This window comes from Noviherbaspirillum pedocola (genome assembly GCF_016632335.1).
Classification (GTDB): domain Bacteria; phylum Pseudomonadota; class Gammaproteobacteria; order Burkholderiales; family Burkholderiaceae_D; genus Noviherbaspirillum_A; species Noviherbaspirillum_A pedocola.
This window is the reverse complement of the sequence record NZ_JAEPBG010000028.1, coordinates 17,736-36,845: the sequence shown is the minus strand read 5'-3', so window position 1 is coordinate 36,845 and position 19,110 is coordinate 17,736. Positions and strand designations below refer to the sequence as shown.

Genomic DNA, 19,110 nt, shown 5'->3' with positions numbered 1-19,110 from the left:
CCGCCGCAGGCAACGAACACCCCTCCTCAAGTGGCGCCGGTCATTCATCTGCAGCCCATTCCAGCCATGCCGCAACAGGGAACGGTATTTGGGCTTCCCATGCCGGGTTTTCCGTCCCATCCTCCGGGAACGCAACGCCTCGCACCACCGGCAATGCAAAGCCCGCCGGTCCTGAACGCCGGCCAGAAGCGCACCACACCGGAATCCGGATTCGACGCGCGCGCCGACGAACATCTCAAGTGCGGCCGCAGCATGACTTTCGCCACAGCGTCGTCCACGCAGCACCACCCCTTGCCCCAGGCCGGGACGGTGTCGGCGTCGCCCCACACAGGCCTCCATCCTGGCGCGAACTTCATCAACGCAGCGAACTCTTCCGCGCATGCCTTGCAGGCGATGGGCTCGCCATCGATGTCGCCGGCCCGCTGGCCGGAAGTGACGCCGCAGATATTCGAGTGCGAGAACCGCGAATTCGTCCTGAATACCAGCCTGCTTCCCCGCGGTACGCGAGAAAGTCTGGAAGGGAAGTATGCCCATGCGCGGCCTCCGCTTTATGCGGCCCTGCTCAGCCGCAACGCGGTCACCGTCAGGCAAGTGCTTGCCCATCCCTTTATCGACGTCAATTCCGCCGATGCATACGGCTGTACGGCCTTGCACTATGCCGCGGCAACTGGCATGTCGAAGGCAGTGGAAATGCTGGTCCATATCGGCTGCGACCCCAATATTCGCGACAACGACGGCCTGTCCGCGCTGCATTACGCCGCGCTTAACGGCCTCGCGGCCACCGCGGCTGTCCTTCTCGCGGCGCCGGATATCGATGCCGATCTCGAGATCAGGGGCAAGGCGGGCCACACCGCGCTGATGCTGGCGACGCACCAGGGCGAAACACGCATCGTCGAGCTGCTGCTCAACCGGCAGGCAATCAACGTCAACGTTCGCAACACGGACGGCAACACCCCGTTGCTGCTTGCGCTGGACGGGATGTCCAGCAACTCCTCGACAACGGGCGGCCGACACAAGGCATACGAAGCCATTGCCCATGCACTGCTGGCAAGAAACGACATTGATATCCATGCGCATGCAGCAAGCGGCAACAACGCCCTGATGCGCGCCGTGACGGAAGAAGCGGAAACGCTGGTGCAAAGACTGCTTGGCATGCCGGGCGTGGACGTCAATGCCCGCAACGCGAAAGGTCATACGGCATTGATGACGGCTACACAGTGCAGCAACGCAGGAATACTGCGCGCCCTTCTCGCCATGGATGGCATTGATGTCAATGCCCGCGACCAGGATGGAAATGCTGCGCTGATGTACGCCGCGCGCAGCGGCAGCAAGGAGGCCATTTGCACAATGCTCGATGCCGCCGGCGTCAATATCGATGCACGGAACAGCAATGGCGATACCGCGTTCGGCATCGCCCTGAAACGGGGGCAGGTGCACGTTGCCGCACAGATGTTTGCCCGCATGGAAACAAATATCACCGCAGCAGGCGGCTCCAGCAGCGCCGCATTGACGCTGGCTGCCGCGAAAGGCGATGTTGACGCCGTTCGCGCGCTGCTCGGCAGGCCGGACATCGACGTCAACTTCAGCAATGAAAGCGAACTCACTGCGCTGATGCTGGCCGCCGCCAACGGCCACGAGGCAGTGACAAGCGTGCTGCTGGAAGCGAAGGACATCAACGTCAATCATGGCGGCCCGTTCGGCTCTTCGGCCCTGATGCTGGCAGCGGGCAACGGGCACGCAGGGATAGTCGCTTCCCTGCTCGCGAGGGACGGAATCGATATCAACGCAGTCGACCACAGCGAGAACACCGCCCTGATGCATGCGGCAGACCACGGGCACGCCGAGGTAGTCAAACTCCTGCTTGCGTCGCCGGGGATCGATGTCAACGTCATCAGTGACTTCGGTGGCTCGGCTATCGAGTACGCAACGATACGGGGCCAGCTTGAAGTCCTGAAACAACTGATCGTCGCGCCAACTTTGCGTGCGCATGGCGACATCCCGAACGCTCTCGAGCAGGCGGTATGGCATGGACAGGGAAGCGCCGCGCAATTGCTGCTTTGCCTTTCCGGCTTTGGCGTCAATGCGGCCTATCGCCTGCCATCATCCATCCTGGTATTGGCCGCCAGACTCGGCCATGAGCAGATCGTCCGCCTCCTGCTGGCCATGCCCGACATCGATGTCAACGCCCAAAATGAGGAAGGCCATACCGCGCTGATATCCGCTGCCCAGAAAGGGCATGCCGCCATCGTTCGCGCGCTGCTTTCCATGCCAGACATTCTTCCCGGGATTACGAACATGGGCTCGACTGCCCTGGACTTTGCCCGCATCAACAAGCACGAAGCAGTCATCCACGCGCTGGAAGCGCATGTCCTTCCCCCATACACCGCCTCGTCGCGCCTCCAGAAAACGCTCGGCAAGGTTTTTGCGAGCGCAACCAGGATTGCCACGCTCAGCGCCGCAGATGCCGCCAGGCTCGATGGCATCTGCGAAGGCCTGGAAAGCGGCAAGCACGATGTCGCCGGGATCACAGCGCTTTTCGCGTCCATTGCACCGCTGGGCGATGACGCCACCAAGGCATTTGCGCGATCGCTCGCCTTCGGTTTCTGCACCGGTCAGTACCGCAATGCCACGGGCCGACCCGATGAAGCGCAAGCCATCCTGGGCAACGCGCCACGACTGCGTGAGTACTACGACGCCACGGTTGCGGTGGTCAGCGCGGCAGGCAATATCGATCTGCATCGCATCGATCGCTCCAACCTGCTCGGCATCGCCGCCTGGGAGGGAAATGTGCGGATGATCCGCGGCCTGATACGCATGGGCGCCAATGTCAACCTGCCGTCGCCAAATGGCAGGACCGCCCTGGCCGTCGCGGTGAAACGCAGGAACTGGACCGTCTGCGCCGAGCTCGTATCCCACGGCGCCTTACCCACCTTGCCCATCACCAACGGCCGCATGGCGCTGCATCACATCGTCGACGCGTTCGGCGCCGACGATGCCAGCGAAGCTGTCGCCCATCTGATACGCGATTTGCGCATTGGGGGCATGGCTTTCGATTTCCCGATGCAGAATCCCGATCCAGCCATGCGCGAAGCGCGACCTGTCGTGATGCTCAATGCGCTGCTGGCCGGCAAGGTCGAGGCCTGGAGCAAATTCGGGCACATCGTGCATGGATTGGAAGGCGCCGCAGCGGCGGCCGGCACGGCGCCCATGAGCACGGCGGACGCTTCGTCCATCCTTTCCGATACGTCGCGCAATGCCGGCTCCGCATCGCGCGGCAAGCCCGATTGAGCCACGACAGGCACGCGGCCATTCTTGCGGGCGCATCGTGCAGTCGCATCGTGCGGGCGCGCCGGTGCGTTGCTGCACGACGACTTGCGCAGGCAGCAGCCGCGCCTTCCCTTGCGCCCTTGCCGGTCGAACGCCTGCTGCGCATGGCGACTGTGCGATGGCTGCCGGCGACGCTGATGCATAGCCCCCATGATTCCTCGTTCCGATGCCTGGCGCAAGGAACCTGGCCAGCCATTTCCTTACTCAGCCGACTTGTCGCGCGGCGCGCATCCCATGCCAAATTCCCGCAACCCCGCCTGCCAGGCCAGCCCGGATCGACATCCGCCATCCGCCATCCCCACCCACGAGCCCATCATGAACTCCGCCACTCCGCCCACGTCCAATCAGCCTGTGCAACGCAACGCGCCCACTCCCGCTCCCGCCGCACAGGAAATACAAAATCCGCTCGACCCCAGACAGCCTCATCTCAACGCGCAGCCGAACGCGTAGCAACCGATACTGGCTGCGCCGCCAGCGCCGCCCGCTGCTGAAGCCTTGCGACCCAACCCGCCGCCGAGCGTGGCATCGGGTCAAAAGCGCGCCGCACCGGATACAGCGGTGGATGTTCAGCAACAGGCCAAGCGTCAGCGCGCCATGCCTCGCACGCCAGTGGAAGTGGTCCCGCCAGGCGCGCCCCATCCCTCGGCGCCATTGTTAGCGCCAGCGCATCTGCCCAGGCATGCCCTGGCCGCTGCGCCAATGCCGAATCCACCTGCCGAGCCACCCTTGCGCGCCGTGCAGCGCGATCAGCCCATACCCCTGCCCTATGTCGCCAGGCTACTGATACGCAGGACCCACCTCGATTTCGACGAACGTGACCCTGGTCGCCGCAACGCGCATGCCGTCGGGACGTCGGATCGAACGGACGCGCTGTCGCGAGCGCTCATCGATGGTGACTTAGTCGGCTTCGCCATTCTGGTGGCCGACGAGAGCCTGGATACCACGCATCGCGACGAGCGTGGCCGCACGACCCTGCACTACGCTGCCCTGCTGGGCATTCCGAAGGCGGCCGATACACTCGTCAGGCGTGGCTTCGACATCAATGCCCGCGACGACAGCGGCGCTACCGCGCTGCATTGCGCGGTGCGATCCAATTGGCCACCTACGACGAAAGCCTTGCTTGAACTGAAGGAAGTCAACGTGAACGCCGTCGACGGCAATGGCAAGACCGCGCTGATGCTGGCTGCGGAGAATGGCAATGTCGACATCCTGCGCATGCTGATCGCCATGCCGGGCTTGAATGTCAATGCCTTTGATGCCAGCGGCAAAACCGCCCTGATGCTTGCCGCCGAAAATGGACACCGATCAGTCGTCAGGGCGCTGCTGCCGATGCCGGGCATCGCGTTGTACGCCGTTCACAGAGGGATTGAGCTTAGTGCCGCAACGCTTGCGTACATGAACCGGCACGAGCGCATCGCTCGCGATCTGGATCAACATATGCCACCCGCCGCCCGCGCTTCCGATCGCGTATTCCAATTCATTTATCAACTCAGTTCAGCAAGCCAGGAGAACGGCGACGTGATCGATGCTGCACGCGAACGCCTGGAATCCGGCAGCTGCGCCGCCGCCGCTGTCCCGGCGCTATTCGAATCCATAGGCGCAATGTCGGACCAGTCACGCTGCGTCCTGGTGCAATCGCTTGCCTTCGGCTTTCGTGCTGGACATTTCCGCACTGTCGCCGGAGAACTCGATGACGCCGTCGCAGCCCTGATCAACACGTCACAGCTGCGTCAGGTCTTCGACAGCACGGTCCATTAGCTCGAAGCCATTGCCGACAGCATCAACCTGCACACAGCAAATGGCTTCAATTTGCTTGGCATCACCGCCCTGGCCGGCAACGCCCGCATGATCCGCTTTCTAGCGCGCTTGGGCGCAGATGTGAACTTGCCATCGCCATGCGGCAAGACCGCGCTGGCCATTGCCGTGACAAGCGGGTTCTGGCAAATCTGCGCCGACCTGATCGCTTATGGCGCGCAGCCTGCGCTACCCGTGGATGGCGGCTATCCGGCGCTCTACTACATCGTCAGCGCGGCCTTGGCTCCACAGCATGTCGATGTGCAAGCCCTGGACCTGCTGCGTCGGCTGCATGCCCAAGGGGTGCCCTTCGATATCCTGGTCAGGAGTCCGGATGCGAGGCAACGCAACGCCAAGTCGGTGGTCACGCTCAACGACTTGCTGCGCCAGGCCGGACGGCTGGAATTTATTAATGGCCGCGCCGCACCCGCTGAGCCTGTTAATGCGCAGCCGATCGGCAGGGTGCCCGTCAATACGGCCGATAACTCAGCGGGCCTTTCCGCTACCAGCCTGAATCGCTATCCCATGGATGAAGGCGGAGGTGGGCCAACGCAGTGAGCGACCCCATCGTGCCGCCGCGCGGGTATGGGGAATCATGCTCGGCGGCTTCGACGCGCACCAGCGGCAACGGCGGCAAGTTCAAGCACTGTCCATGTTGAGCGAGCCGACCGGCGCGTCCGCTCTTCACGACACGGACGGCTTGCCGTTGCGCATTCCGGCTGCTGCACGAATTCGCCCGATTGAGCCACGATAGGCGCCCGGCTATCGGCGCCCATCAGCACGGCCGACAGTTCAGCAAGCCCTTTCGCTACAAGCCTGAACCGTACGGCCGCGGATGAGGGCAAGGGTAGGCGAACGCACGGAGCAGCCGCATCGCGCAGGCGCACCAGTGCGCTGCTGCACGACGACTCCCGCAGGCAGCAGCGGCGCCTATTCTTGCGCCGTTGTTTGCCGATCGCGCCCTTCGCATCGCGACTGTTCGATGGCTGCCAGCGACGCTGTGGATGGCCCTCCTGGTTCGTCGTCCCCATGCATTGTTCACGGAACTTAGCCAGCAATTCCTTTACCCAGTCGAGTTATCACGTAGCGCGTATCCAGTGTCAAATCCCTACGGCCGCGTCTGCAGGCTACCCGAGCCGCGCTATCGCCATCCGCGATTAACTCCACAAGCCCATCATGAACAACGCCACTTCGTCCACGTCTGCTCAGGCTGTGCAACATAACGCGCCGCCTCCTGCCCCCGCCGCACAAGGGACACAAAACTCGCCCGACCCAAGACAGCCGCAGCTCAACGCGCAACAGCGGATACTGGTTGCGCCGCCGGCACAGCCCGCTCCTCAAGCCTTGTGTCCCAACCCGGCGCCCAGCATGGTATCGGGTCAAAAGCGCACCGCACCGGATACACCGGTAGAAGTCCGCCAACAGACTAAGCATCAGCGCACTACATCTTCAATCAACGAAGCATCCACGTTCCCCATCCAGTCGCACTCTTCGAACAACCATCCAAATTCAGCGCATCCTTTGCCCAACCCGCACCAATTCGCTCAAATACTAGGAGAGTACCTTCCTCCACTAGCCGTACCAATCCATCATCACCCACCGCGCTGGTCTTACATGCAACGGCAATGCATGCCATTTTCACTTCCCTTTCTGGGCTTTGTGCCCATTGAGCAGATAGCGCCATATACCGCGTCACCGGCATTCCAGTCCCAGCCGCCGAGCTTCAGTGCCGGCCCATTTTGCCTCCAGGCGCATTCCGGGTTCGATACGAGCGCCGACCAGGAGAACCCCGCCTTTCGCGGCGAGCAAAAAGACTTGCCAATTCCGTTGCTGGACTTTCTGCAAGACAGGCCCGTTTCCGTATTTCCCGTGCAGAGAGCCGCGCTGCTCCGCCGGGACCATACCCTTATCGAGCAAATGCTCACCAATCAATACGTCGACTTCAACGAACGCGATGAGCACGGCTGCACTGCCTTGCACTATGTCGCGGCCCTGGGCATGCCGAAGGTAGTTGAAGCGCTTGCCAAGAGGGGCGTCGATCCGAATGTTCGCGATCAAACAGGCCGGACCGCACTGCATTACGCCGTACTGAACGGCATGGATGCAACCACGGCCGCTCTGCTGACATTGCCGAATATCGATGTCAATCTCGAGCTTGAGGGTAAAGAGGGACAAACCGCGCTGATGCTGGCAGTGGCACGCGGCAATATCGCCATCGTTGACGCGCTACTTAAGGATCCGAAAATCAACGTCAATGCTTGTGACGAATATGGCAACACGCCATTGCTAATCGCTTTGGAACACGAGTCAAGCAACACGGGAAAGTACCGGACCTTAGTCGATGCCCTGCTGGATAGGACGGACATCAATGTCCGTGCACGCGACTATAACGGCGAAAACGCACTGATGCGTGCCACGCGGAGCAATGCGAAGTCGGTTGTGCGCAAGCTACTTGGCATGAAGGAGATCGACATCAATGCCACCAATGGTGACGGTGAGACTGCTCTCATCATCGCTTCACAAAGTGCAAGCAAAACAATCATGCGCGAACTGCTCAAAGCCCCAGGCATTGCCATCAACGCTCAAAACATACACGGAGATACCGCGCTCATGATCGCTGCAGATTTGGCCCATTTCCGTGCGACTCGCATGTTGTTCCGCACTCCTGGCGTCGATGTCAATGCGAAGAACAAAAAAGGCAAAACTGCGTTCACCTTGGCCGTAGAGGCGGAGTGCGGTGTAGTCGCCGCACTACTGTTCGCCGGCGCGGAGACGAACATCGCCGCAGCAAGCGCCTCCAACAATGCCGCGCTGGCGCTGGCTGCGGCCAGAGGTGACATCGCCGCTGTTCAAGGCCTTCTTGCCAAAGCCGATATCGATGTCAACGCCAGCGCCGCCGGCAATCTCACGCCGCTGATGCTGGCTGCCGCCAACGGACACGAAAGCGTAGTGCAAGCGCTGCTCAAGGCACCAGACATCGATGTCAATATTCAGGGCATATCCAACTCTTCCGCCCTGATGCTGGCCACAACAAACGGGCACACAGCGATAGCCAGCGCTCTACTTGACGTAGACGGAATCGAGATCAACGCGTTGGACCGTAATAGACGCACCGCCCTCCTATTGGCTGCGGAATACGGCCACGCTTCGATCGTCGAAAGCCTGCTTGCGAAGCCCACCATCGATGTCAACATCATTGACGGGGATTGTTTTTCGGCGCTTAAGCTTGCTGCAATTTGCAAACACGTGACAGTCATGAACCTACTGCTCGCCACACCGACGATCAATGTGCTTGACGTAGTCCAAGAAGCCTTGTGGGATGCGATAGACAGGCAAAACGCGACGATGACGCAGTTGCTGCTCGCCTTTCCCGGTATTGACATCAATGCGGAGATACCTGACGGAACGGGTACTGCTCTGATGGTAGCCGCCAAAGATGGCGATGAAGCTACCGTCCGCTTGTTGTTGGCCATGCCGGACATCGATATCAATGCCCAGGATTACCACGACAAAACCGCCCTGATGCTTGCCGCCCAAAAAGGGCATGACTCCATTGTTCGTGCGCTGCTTGCGATGCCTGATATCCGCCTCGATCTCAAAGACAATTTCCAAGGACGTACTGCGCTGGAACTGGCGAAACAAGGAGGGCACGACAAGGTCGTCAGCGCGCTGCAGAACCATATTCTGCCCGCCCCCCATTCTTCGGTGCGCCTCCAGAAAACGCTGCAGATCCTTTTCGCAAGCGCAAGAGGTATCGCCGACCTCAGTGTCGAGAATGCGGACAAGCTCGACAACATCTGCGAACGCCTGGAAAGCGGCAAGTGCGCTGCCGCTGAAATTCCAGCGCTCTTCGCTGCCGTCACGCCTATGGGGGACGCAGCCAGCGAAGCCTTCGTGCGATCGCTTGCCTTCGGCGTTTGCACCGGCAGCTTCCGCAATGCCGCTGGCCAGCTCGATGAGACGATCGGTATCTTTCACAACGCGCAGGGCTTGCGTGCGGTCTATGACGCCACGGTTTTCGAGATCAGCGCCGCGCCATTCAACATCGATCTTCATCGGATCGACCGCTCCAACCTGCTTGGCATCGCCGCCGGACAGGGAAATGTGCGCATGATCCGCGGCCTCGTGCGCCTGGGAGCCCATGTCAATCTACCTTCGCCGAACGGCAAGACCGCGCTGGCCATTGCGGTGGAACGCAAGGACTGGGCTGCCTGCGCCGAGCTGATATCCCACGGCGCCCTGCCCCTGCTGCCAGACGCCAGCGGCTATCCGGCGCTGTATCACATCGTCGAGGCCTTCGGCTCGGATGACGACACCAGTGAATCCGTCGCACTGCTCATTCGCTATTTGCGCATCAAGGGCATACCTTTCGATATCTTGGTGAAGAACCCCGATAAGACCATGCGCGCTACCCAACCCGTCGTGATGCTCAACGATCTGCTGGCGCGCAAGGTGCAGTCCTGGGGCAAATTCGCCGACCTCGTGTATGGATTGGAAAATGCTGCGCCGTCAAGCGGCACGGTGCCGGGGAGCACGGCAGACACGTCGTCCAGCCTTGCCGATACGTCAAGCAATGTCGCCCCTGCAAGGCGCGATGACAAGGCCTGAGCCGCGATAGACATCGATACGACGCCTGCCGAAACGCCAGTCGCAGACCCTGCCTTGATCAGGGACGAGCTCACTAGCGGATGCAGATCGAAGCCAGACGCCTGCGGGTGAAGGCTGTCCGGCAAAGGAGCATGGCATCGGAAGGACGGACTGCGCCGTGCTGCAGCTGCCGTGCAGGGTTGAGCCTCATTGCGCCTGCAGCCAAGCCGCGACATTCCGCGGATTGCGATGCAACGCAATCCGCGGTTTAGGTACAAAGCCCGCTGCCGTACGTCATGGAACGCTTCCTGTAGCGCCGCTGCTGCGCCATTGGCTTCCCGCCGGAATCCTGTTGCCTTCGATCATCCACCAATATTCCCCGTCAGCGAACCAGTCATGGACAACATCAATTCGAATTCCCCATATAACCAGCACAACCAGCACAACCAGCGCAATCCAAACATCCCGCCGCAGCCACCGGCCAATCCACCCCGGGCCGCACCGAACCTCCACCAGCAAGCTTTACTCCGGCCCGTCCTGCAGCAACAGCGGATTCCACTTCTGCCGCCAACGCCGGGAACCCCGCTTTATCCGCCAAGGGCGCAACCTGCCACACCGCCTGTATTCCTGAACCAGCAACCCCAGTTCAGCGGGGGACCGAAGCGCACGACGCCGGAATCCGGCTTGGACCCGCGTCCCGCCGAAGAGACCAAGCGTGGCCGTACCATGTCCTTCACTCCGGCGGCGCCGATGCAGCCATTGCCCCTGCATCCGGCAGGATCGCTTTCAGCCCCGGCGAGCAGTCATTTCCACCCCGGCGCAAGCTTCCCGTATGGACCGGGCTTGCCCATGCATACCGGGCAAGGAATGAGCTCTGCGTCGACGACGCAGACACCCATGCCGGACGTGACGCCGCAAATATTCGAATGCGAGAGAGTAGCCTCCTGCATACGGAGCGATTATTTGCCCGTGCAGATGAAGCACATTAAGGAAGGCAAACCTTTCCTCTCCCTTCCCGCGCTGCGTACCGCGGTGCTTCTAAAGGACGTTGACCAGTTGCGGATGCTGCTCGCCAATTCGCAGTTTAATCTCAATGAAAGAGACGACAATGGATGTACGGTGCTGCACTACGCTGCGGCCATGGGCATGACCAAGCTGGTCGAAGCGCTCGCCAAGAGAGGCATCGATCCCGATGTTCGCGATCACACAGGTCGTACCGCACTGCATTACGCCGTACTCGGCGGCAAGGCCGCGACAACAGTTGCTTTGCTGGCGGTGCGGGATATCGACATCAATCTCGAGATCAGAGATCAAACTGGCCAAACCGCGCTGATGCTGGCAGTGAAAGAAGGCAATACCGCCATCGTTGACGCGCTGCTTGAGAATCCGAAAATCAGGATCAATGTTTGTGACGAGAATGACTACACACCATTGCTAATCGCTTTGCAAAAGATCTACGGCCACACTGAAGAGTACCAGCCCATAGTCGATGCCCTGCTGTCCAGGGAGGAAATCAATGTCCGTGCATGCAGCAATAACGGCAACAACGCCTTGATGCTTGCCGCGGGCAGTGCTGCAGGTGGGCTCGTTCGTGGACTGCTGGACATGAAAGCTTTCAACATCAATGACAGCAATGATGGCGGTAAGACTGCCCTCATCATCGCTTCAAGCAACGGTTACGAGACGATAATGCGCATGCTGCTCGACACCGACGGCGTTGATATCAATGCTCCAGACAAGAACGGAAATACCGCGCTCATGAAAGCTGCAAATAGTTGCTGCATCGATGCGGTTCGCATGTTGCTCAATACTCGTGGCATCGATATCAATGCGAAGAACAAGAAAGGCGAAACTGCGTTCGACTTAGCCGTGGAGGATAGGTTCAGCACACTTGCCGCGCTACTGTTCGCCAGCGCAGACAGGAACATCGCCGCGGCAGGCAAATCCAATAATGCCGCGCTGGCGCTGGCTGCGGCCAAGGGCGACATTGCCGCTGTTCAAGGCCTTCTTGCCAAGGCCGATATCGATGTCAACGCCAGCGCCGCCGGCAATCTCACGCCGCTGATGCTGGCTGCCGCCAACGGACACGAAAGCGTATTGCAAGCGCTGCTCAAGGCACCAGACATCAATGTCAATATTCAGGGCATATTCGACTCTTCCGCCCTGATGCTGGCTGCAAGAAACGGGCACACAGCGATAGTCAACGCTTTACTTGACGTAGATGGAATCGAGATCAACGCATTGGACAATGACTGCTTCACCGCACTCATGTGGGCTGCGGAATTCAAGCACGACACAGTCGTAGAAAGCCTGCTTGCGAAGCCCGGCATCAATGTCAACATCATCGGCCAGGACGAGCACTCAGCGCTTGGTTTTGTTACCCGGCAAAAAAACCTGACAGTCATGAAACTACTGCTCGCCACGCCGACGATCAATGTGCGTGACGTAGTCCAAGAAGCCTTGTGGCCTGCGATATACCAGCGAGACGCGACGATGACGCAGTTGCTGCTCGCCTTTCCCGGTATTGACATCAATGCGAGGTTACGCCATGAAGGGCGTACTGCTCTGATGGTAGCCGCCAAAAACGGTGATGAAGCTACCGTCCGCTCGCTGCTGGCCATGCCGGACACCGATATCAATACCCAGGATCGGGACAAGAAAACCGCCCTGATGCTTGCCGCCGAAGAAGAGCATGACTCCATTGTTCGTGCGCTGCTTGCGATGCCTGATATCCGCCTCGATCTCAAAGACAATTTCCAAGGACGTACTGCGCTGGAACTGGCGAAACAAGGAGGGCACGACAAGGTCGTCAGCGCGCTGCAGAACCATATTCTGCCCGCCCCCCATTCTTCGGTGCGCCTCCAGAAAACGCTGCAGATCCTTTTCGCAAGCGCAAGAGGTATCGCCGACCTCAGTGTCGAGAATGCGGACAAGCTCGACAACATCTGCGAACGCCTGGAAAGCGGCAAGTGCGCTGCCGCTGAAATTCCAGCGCTCTTCGCTGCCGTCACGCCTATGGGGGACGCAGCCAGCGAAGCCTTCGTGCGATCGCTTGCCTTCGGCGTTTGCACCGGCAGCTTCCGCAATGCCGCTGGCCAGCTCGATGAGACGATCGGTATCTTTCACAACGCGCAGGGCTTGCGTGCGGTCTATGACGCCACGGTTTTCGAGATCAGCGCCGCGCCATTCAACATCGATCTTCACCGGATCGCCCGCTCCAACCTGCTTGGCATCGCCGCCAGAGAGGGAAATGTGCGCATGATCCGCGGCCTCGTGCGCCTGGGAGCCCATGTCAATCTACCTTCGCCGAACGGCAAGACCGCGCTGGCCATTGCGGTGGAACGCAAGGACTGGGCTGCCTGCGCCGAGCTGATATCCCACGGCGCCCTGCCGACCTTGCCCATCAGCGATGGCCGTCCGGCGCTGTATCACATCGTTGAAGCGTTCGGCTCCGACGATGCCAACAAGTCCATCGCATTGCTGATGCGCTACCTGCGCATCAAGGGCGTAACCTTCGATATCCTGGTGCAAAATCCCGATCCAGCCATGCGCGAAACGCAACCTGTCGTGATGCTCAACGATCTGCTGGCCCGCAAGGTCAAGGCCTGGGGCAAATTCGCACATATCGTGTATGGATTGGAAAATGCTGCGCCGTCAAGCGGCACGGTGCCGGGGAGCACGGCAGACACATCGTCCAGCCTTGCCGATACGTCGCGTAATACGGGCGCCGCCTCGCATGGCAAGCTCGATTGAGCCGCGATCGGCGCCCGCCTATCGCTGCTGAACGCGCGCCGTCGCTGCCGCTTATTGCGCCGCTGCGTAAGCCCCGATGGCGATGACGGCAGCGGCAGGCCTGTCCTCGGTGCCGGCCACATGCTTGTACTGCTTCGTCGGCGCAAGCGACACGCCGGCTGCCGAGACGCCGACCGCCGAGCCGGCATTGATCAGTGCCGCGCCCGGCAGCGGATGCAGATCGAATGCCAGGCGATTGACCAGCGGCGGCAGCAGCGAGCGAAAGTTGGTCTTGTCGATCGCATTCACCTGCGATGTCGCCTCGCCGGTGCCGGCAAAGATATTGTTCTGCATCAGCACCGGCGTGGTGACGCCGCTGCCCACGCCGATGAAGGTGCCGCGCACGCTGTCGTCATTGAGAAAGGTGTTGTTGACGACGTAGAGGTCCTGCCCCGGATTGGTCGCGCCTTCCTCGCCGTAGGCCAGCATCGTCGCGGCATCGTTGGCCGCAGGCTGCTGGATGACATTGCCGATCACATAGGACGTGCCGGCGTTCGGCAGGTCGATCTCGTAGCTCGGTCGCTCGGTCGAACTGGAAAAGCGGTTGTAGCTCACCGTGTTGGTCTTGGCGCGCGACTTCAGCAGGTGGCCGATCCTGGCGTCATGCGAGTAGCTGCCGGTGAAGACCAGGCTGTTCACATTGCCGATGTAGAGGTTGTGTGTGTGACCATCGCCGCGGCCGTTGTAAGCGAACTCGGAATTTTCGATGACGATGTCGGAGACGCCGTCGCTGTTGGTCAGGATGCCGTTCTCGTTGTCATGCAGATAGCTGCCGCGCAGCGTCAGGTCGCGGCCGTCGAGGCGGATTGCCGCGCCGTTCTGGTCCGGCACCTGCGCGCCGGAAAGCTCGACATTCTCGATCGTGGTGCCCACACCTTCAAGCACCCACAGGCCCTTGCCGATGGCATTGTTGCCGGCGGCATCGATGTGCGGCCGTCCGTTGACGCCGCGTATGGTCAGATTGCTCGGATTGATCTTGCAGACATCGCCGTTGTAGCTGCCCGCGGCATCGATCTCGACCGTGTCGCCGTTTGCGGCGGCGGCAAACGCGGCGCAAGGCGTGCCGTAGGTCTTGCTCGGACCGACCGACAGCGTGGCTGCCCCAGCTGCGCCCATCATGCAGGCCATCGCACCGAAAATAGCGGCGCGACGAAAGGAAAGCGGATTGCGATTGATCGTCATGAATTGTTTTCCTATCGAATGTGCGAGCGTCACAATGCTCGGCAGTTGGCACTGACTCGACAGGAGGATGCTTGGTTCATGACTTGGCGGCTGCCAGAAATTTCTACACGGTATCGAATGTACCGATTGCATGGATGCGGACTGCGCGCCGCAAGATCTGCTGCATTACAGGGTATTTCGCAAAGGGAAAAGCTGCACCGGGAATGAAATAAGCAATGCAGATTTTTGGCTTTCGTTTCGTTATACGAAAAGATCGAGCGGGGTTGCGCTTCCTCAGGGAAATTTCCAAAAGTGCAGACAGCATTGCGTGCCGAGGTCTGTGGCAAGCATGGAATCGAGCTCGACGACATCTGCAGCAATCCTTCATTCAGCAAGCCCGCCGCAGCCGACGTTCCATTCCTTTTGTCTTGCATCGTCTCGAAGACGCATGCTGCCTGCCGCGTCTTCATGCGAGTGCGCGCCTCTGGTTTTCTCGCAAGCCACTACTGTAACGCCAATGGCCGGCTGGTCAGTCATGGCGCCTGCACCTGCACCGCGCTTCCTGAATCGGGAACGCCAGGCCCGCATTGCTTACACAGTTCAACTCAATCACGGCTGTCACGAATATTCATTTACCGCACCAGTGATTGCCACTTATGCGAGCAACCATGGACCAATTCCCGCACTTCACCTCGTACCTTTCGTCCAGCCCGGCACCAGACCATCAACGTCAAGCTGATGTCACGGCCACCACCCCTCCTTCGGTGCAGCCCGCGCCTGGCGTGCAGCCAAACGCATACGCCAACGCAACTGCCGTGCCTGGCCAATCCCTGCTCGTTCCAGTCGCGCCCCCTCCCGGATGGGCAGCAACGCTGAGCCAACTGCCGCTACTGAACGCGGGCACGAAGCGCGATGAGCCGGATTCCGGCCTTGATCCGCAAGACGCTGACAATCGCAAGCGGGCGCGTACCGCGGCGGACGCAACGCAGGTGCCGATGCCGCCGCAGCCCATGCCGCCCTTCCAACCGTTTATGGTCCTTGCCCTGCACGATGCGAGCTACTGGCTGCCCCCGGGCTACGGCCTGCAGCTCGTCGTATGTCCGCCATCGACCATGCACACCACTAACCCGCTGATTCCTCCGCCCGCAATGCAGGGCGACACACAAGGCTCATGCGGGGAAGACACAACGGAAGTCAAGCCTGCCTCTGCCAAATATCGTGCCCAAGTGGTAGACATCGCCCAAGACGACTACGAGCCGCCAGAACTGGCTGCAGCAGCCGAATACAAAGAGATCGAACATTTGATGACACTGCTTCGCGATCCGAACATCGACGTCAATGACACGGACCATGTTGGTCGAAGTGCATTGCATCATGCGACCGAAGGCTACTCGCTCGCCATGGTTCGAATGCTGCTTGCAAGGCCGGACATCAATGTCAATGTGAAGAACTGCAATGGCAATACGGCGTTGATTCAGGCTGTGATGTTGGAGACATGGAGTTCGCCGAGCGAATCCGAAGACCCTCCCTCCGAAGCGGACGTCGCAATCAATGCCAGCAATGCCAGTAATGCGAAAAGCACTTCTGTCTGCGGGAAGGATTATCCGGAAGACTTCGAAGGCATTGTCCTTGCACTACTCGCAGCGCCAGGACTCGATATCAGCGTCAAAAACAGCGCGAGCGAAGACGAACCGGGCTTCAATACGTTGACGACGATCGCGGCACAGAACGAAGTGCATATCTTTCCGCTGGTACTTCCGGTGCTCGCGATGCCGAACATTGACGTCAACGCCGACGTGGATTCCGACACGGCGCTGATCATTTCTGCACGCGTAGGCAACGACGCCCTGGTCCGCATGCTGCTTGCCATGCCGGGAATCGATGTCAATGCCAGGAACAAGGATGGCAAGAGTGCATTGCTGGAAGCCAGGGAAGCCTTGAACAAGAATACGAATTGCGACCCGGCGCCCTATCTGAGGGCCATCGAGATGCTGACAAATCACAGCATTCCCACGCGAGCCACCGCCTTGGACGTCCGCGATCTTTTGCGCGCCATCTTTACTACTCACTACAACGCGCCACAACAAGCCTGCTCAAGCTCCAGCGCGGCCTCGGATATAGTCCTTTCCAACGAATCCGCGATGTGGCTCGACGATGTCTGCGCCAGGCTGCAATTCGGCGAATGCCGCACTTCCGAAGTTCCCATGCTGTTCGCTTCCATCGCCTCGCTGCCTGTCGGGGCGCAGTCCACCTTTGCGCGCGCGCTTGCGTTCGGCGCATGCACCGGCCACTTTTGCAAGGCCAATGGCGCGCTCGATGAGAAAATCGCCGCAGTCATCGCCAAGGCCGGACTGCGCGAGATATTCGACGATACGCTCGGGAAGCTTCAGCGCGCGTCCGAGAACATAGACCTCTACCGCGTCGATGACATGAACCTGCTCGGCATTGCCGCCAGCGAAGGCAACATCGGAATGCTCCGTGGCCTCGCGAAGCTTGGCGCCTGGACCAGCCTGCCTTCGCCGAACGGCAAGACCGCGCTGGCCATCGCGGTCCAGCACAAGCAATGGGATGCTTGCACGCAACTGGTTACCGATGGCGCGCTGCCCATGCTGCCGCTGCACGATGGCTATCCGGCGCTCTATCACATCGGCATCGCCTTCTGCGCCGACGCGCACGCCACCCCGAGCCTGTCGCGGCTGATGTACTGCCTGCAACAGAAGAACGTGCCCTTCGACATCCCGATAAAGAACCCGGATGCTTACGCGCGAATGATGCGCCCCACGGTGATGCTCGACGAACTGCTGGAGACGAAGCTGCGGTCGTGAAGTCGTGAACACAGCGCGACCGCATCGCCTGCAGTCCGGGCTTTCATGGAGCAACTCCCGCATCACTCCATCGCTCGCCCGGCCTGTCCCGCCTGCTCGCCCTTCGCCTTCCCCTGTTCCTTCAGCGCCGCGTGATACACCGTCTTGATGTTGACGAACTCGTGTATGCCGAACCAGGACAGCTCGCGGCCATACCCCGAATGCTTCACGCCACCGAAGGGCAGGCGCACATCCGACTTCACCAGCGCATTGATGAACACGCTGCCGGATTCGATACGTCGCGCCAGGCGCTCGGCCCGCTCCTTGTCGCGCGTGAAGATCGCCGCGCCCAGGCCGAAGGGCGAGCGGTTCGCGAGTTCGATGGCGTCGTCTTCGTCCTTCGCGCGGATCAGCGCCGCCACCGGCCCGAAGATTTCATCGTCGAATGCGGTCATGCCCGGCTTCACATCGGCCAGCACCGTTGGCGGATAGTAGGCGCCTGGCCCCTGCGGCAGTTCGCCGCCAACCAGAAGGCGAGCGCCTTCGCGCACCGATGCCTGCACCTGTTCATGGATGCCATCGCGCAAATCGGCGCGCGCCATCGGGCCGATGTCGACATTCGCATCGCGCGGATCGCCATAGCGGATCTTGCGGAAAGCATCGGCATAGCGCCGGGTGAATTCCTCGTACAAGGCATCGACCACGATGAAGCGCTTGGCCGCGATGCAGCTCTGGCCGCCGTTGATCAGGCGGCTCTTCACGCAGGTGTCGACCGCCACATCCATGTCCGCGTCTTCCAGCACCAGGTAGGGATCGCTGCCGCCGAGTTCCAGCACCGATTTCTTCAGCTCGGAGCCGGCAATGCCCGCGACCGAGCGCCCGGCCGGCGTGCTGCCGGTCAGCGTTACCGCTTTGATCAGCGGATGGCGAATGATGCGCTCGATGCCCTTGCTCTCCACCAGCAGCGTGGTGAACACGCCCTTGGGAAAGCCGGCCTCGCTGAAGATTTCCTCGATCACCACCGCGCAGCCAGAGACATTCGATGCATGCTTCAACACGCCGACATTGCCCGCCATCAGCGATGGCGCGGCGAAGCGAAAGACCTGCCACAGCGGGAAATTCCACGGCATCACGGCAAGGATGACGCCGAGCGGATCGAAGGCGACATGGCTGTCGGCGGCATCGGTGTCGATGGACCGGTTAGCCAGGAATTCCTGCGCATGGTCGGCGTAGTAATCGCAGCAGCCGGCGCATTTCTCGACCTCGGCCTTGCCATCGCGCAGCACTTTGCCCATTTCATCGGCCATCAATGCCGCCAGCTCGTCGCTGCGCCTGCGCAGCACGGCCGCGGCCGCATGCATCAGCTTGCCGCGCTCGGCGAAGGACGTGGCGCGCCAGGCTTTCCAGGCGCCGTCGGCCGCGGCGAGTTTGCCATCGACCTCTTCTTCGCTGTGCGTATCCCAGGAACGGCTCCTGGCGCCGGTGTGCGGATTGACGCTTTCCATGTCGCTTGTCCTCTCCTATGTCTGGGGTGCGGCGGCATGGATCAAGGCACGACAGGTTGCCGCCGCAGGCACGACCGGCGTTTGTTCATAGCCGGCCGCGCAGCTGCTACGACTGCACGACCGGACGCCGGTTCCATCTG

8 protein-coding genes are annotated in these 19,110 nt (G+C 60.8%); 6 read left to right on the top strand and 2 right to left on the bottom strand.

Features of this window, described 5'->3' with window-relative positions; genetic code table 11:
- The first annotated feature begins 153 nt into the window (after positions 1-153).
- The 5 genes from JJB74_RS29915 (at position 154) to JJB74_RS29895 (ending at position 13,461) form a co-directional block, all read left to right on the top strand.
- On the top strand, positions 154-3,288 hold the full coding sequence (locus JJB74_RS29915; RefSeq protein ID WP_200598218.1) for an ankyrin repeat domain-containing protein: 3,135 nt from the start codon (positions 154-156) through the stop codon (positions 3,286-3,288).
- 597 nt (positions 3,289-3,885) lie between these two features.
- Positions 3,886-5,085 carry an ankyrin repeat domain-containing protein gene (locus JJB74_RS29910; protein ID WP_200598217.1) on the top strand — a complete coding sequence of 400 codons (1,200 nt, stop codon included), beginning with the start codon at positions 3,886-3,888 and terminating at the stop codon, positions 5,083-5,085.
- Positions 5,086-5,136: 51 nt separating this feature from the next.
- Positions 5,137-5,679, top strand: coding sequence for an ankyrin repeat domain-containing protein (locus tag JJB74_RS29905; protein WP_200598216.1), 543 nt, complete (start codon positions 5,137-5,139; stop codon positions 5,677-5,679).
- 1,071 nt (positions 5,680-6,750) lie between these two features.
- Positions 6,751-9,729 (top strand): ankyrin repeat domain-containing protein, encoded by a 2,979-nt coding sequence (locus JJB74_RS29900; RefSeq protein WP_200598215.1) that lies wholly within the window; start codon positions 6,751-6,753, stop codon positions 9,727-9,729.
- Positions 9,730-10,104: 375 nt separating this feature from the next.
- The gene (locus JJB74_RS29895) at positions 10,105-13,461 is read left to right on the top strand and encodes an ankyrin repeat domain-containing protein (protein ID WP_200598214.1); all 3,357 of its coding nucleotides are present in this window, start codon (positions 10,105-10,107) and stop codon (positions 13,459-13,461) included.
- A gap of 51 nt (positions 13,462-13,512) precedes the next feature.
- Here JJB74_RS29895 and JJB74_RS29890 read toward each other — a convergent pair whose 3' ends face one another.
- Entirely contained in the window at positions 13,513-14,682 is a 1,170-nt protein-coding gene (locus tag JJB74_RS29890; RefSeq protein ID WP_234484978.1) for a right-handed parallel beta-helix repeat-containing protein, read from the bottom strand.
- Positions 14,683-15,329: 647 nt separating this feature from the next.
- On the opposite strand from JJB74_RS29890, the gene JJB74_RS29885 reads away from it, so the two are divergent.
- A complete protein-coding gene (locus tag JJB74_RS29885) occupies positions 15,330-17,486 on the top strand; it encodes an ankyrin repeat domain-containing protein (protein ID WP_200598213.1) in 2,157 nt (718 codons plus the stop codon).
- Between the two features lie 62 nt (positions 17,487-17,548).
- Here JJB74_RS29885 and JJB74_RS29880 read toward each other — a convergent pair whose 3' ends face one another.
- Positions 17,549-18,970, bottom strand: a complete 1,422-nt coding sequence (locus JJB74_RS29880; protein ID WP_200598212.1) for an NAD-dependent succinate-semialdehyde dehydrogenase — start codon at positions 18,968-18,970, stop codon at positions 17,549-17,551.
- Positions 18,971-19,110: the final 140 nt, after the last annotated feature.

What these genes read in the sequence shown, in the direction of transcription:
- JJB74_RS29890 (WP_234484978.1), bottom strand. Translation starts at nt 14,682, where the DNA reads ATGACGATCAATCGCAATCCGCTTTCCTTTCGTCGCGCCGCTATTTTC.
- JJB74_RS29915 (WP_200598218.1), top strand. Translation starts at nt 154, where the DNA reads ATGCAAAGCCCGCCGGTCCTGAACGCCGGCCAGAAGCGCACCACACCG.
- JJB74_RS29895 (WP_200598214.1), top strand. Translation starts at nt 10,105, where the DNA reads ATGGACAACATCAATTCGAATTCCCCATATAACCAGCACAACCAGCAC.
- JJB74_RS29880 (WP_200598212.1), bottom strand. Translation starts at nt 18,970, where the DNA reads ATGGAAAGCGTCAATCCGCACACCGGCGCCAGGAGCCGTTCCTGGGAT.
- JJB74_RS29885 (WP_200598213.1), top strand. Translation starts at nt 15,330, where the DNA reads ATGGACCAATTCCCGCACTTCACCTCGTACCTTTCGTCCAGCCCGGCA.
- JJB74_RS29900 (WP_200598215.1), top strand. Translation starts at nt 6,751, where the DNA reads ATGCCATTTTCACTTCCCTTTCTGGGCTTTGTGCCCATTGAGCAGATA.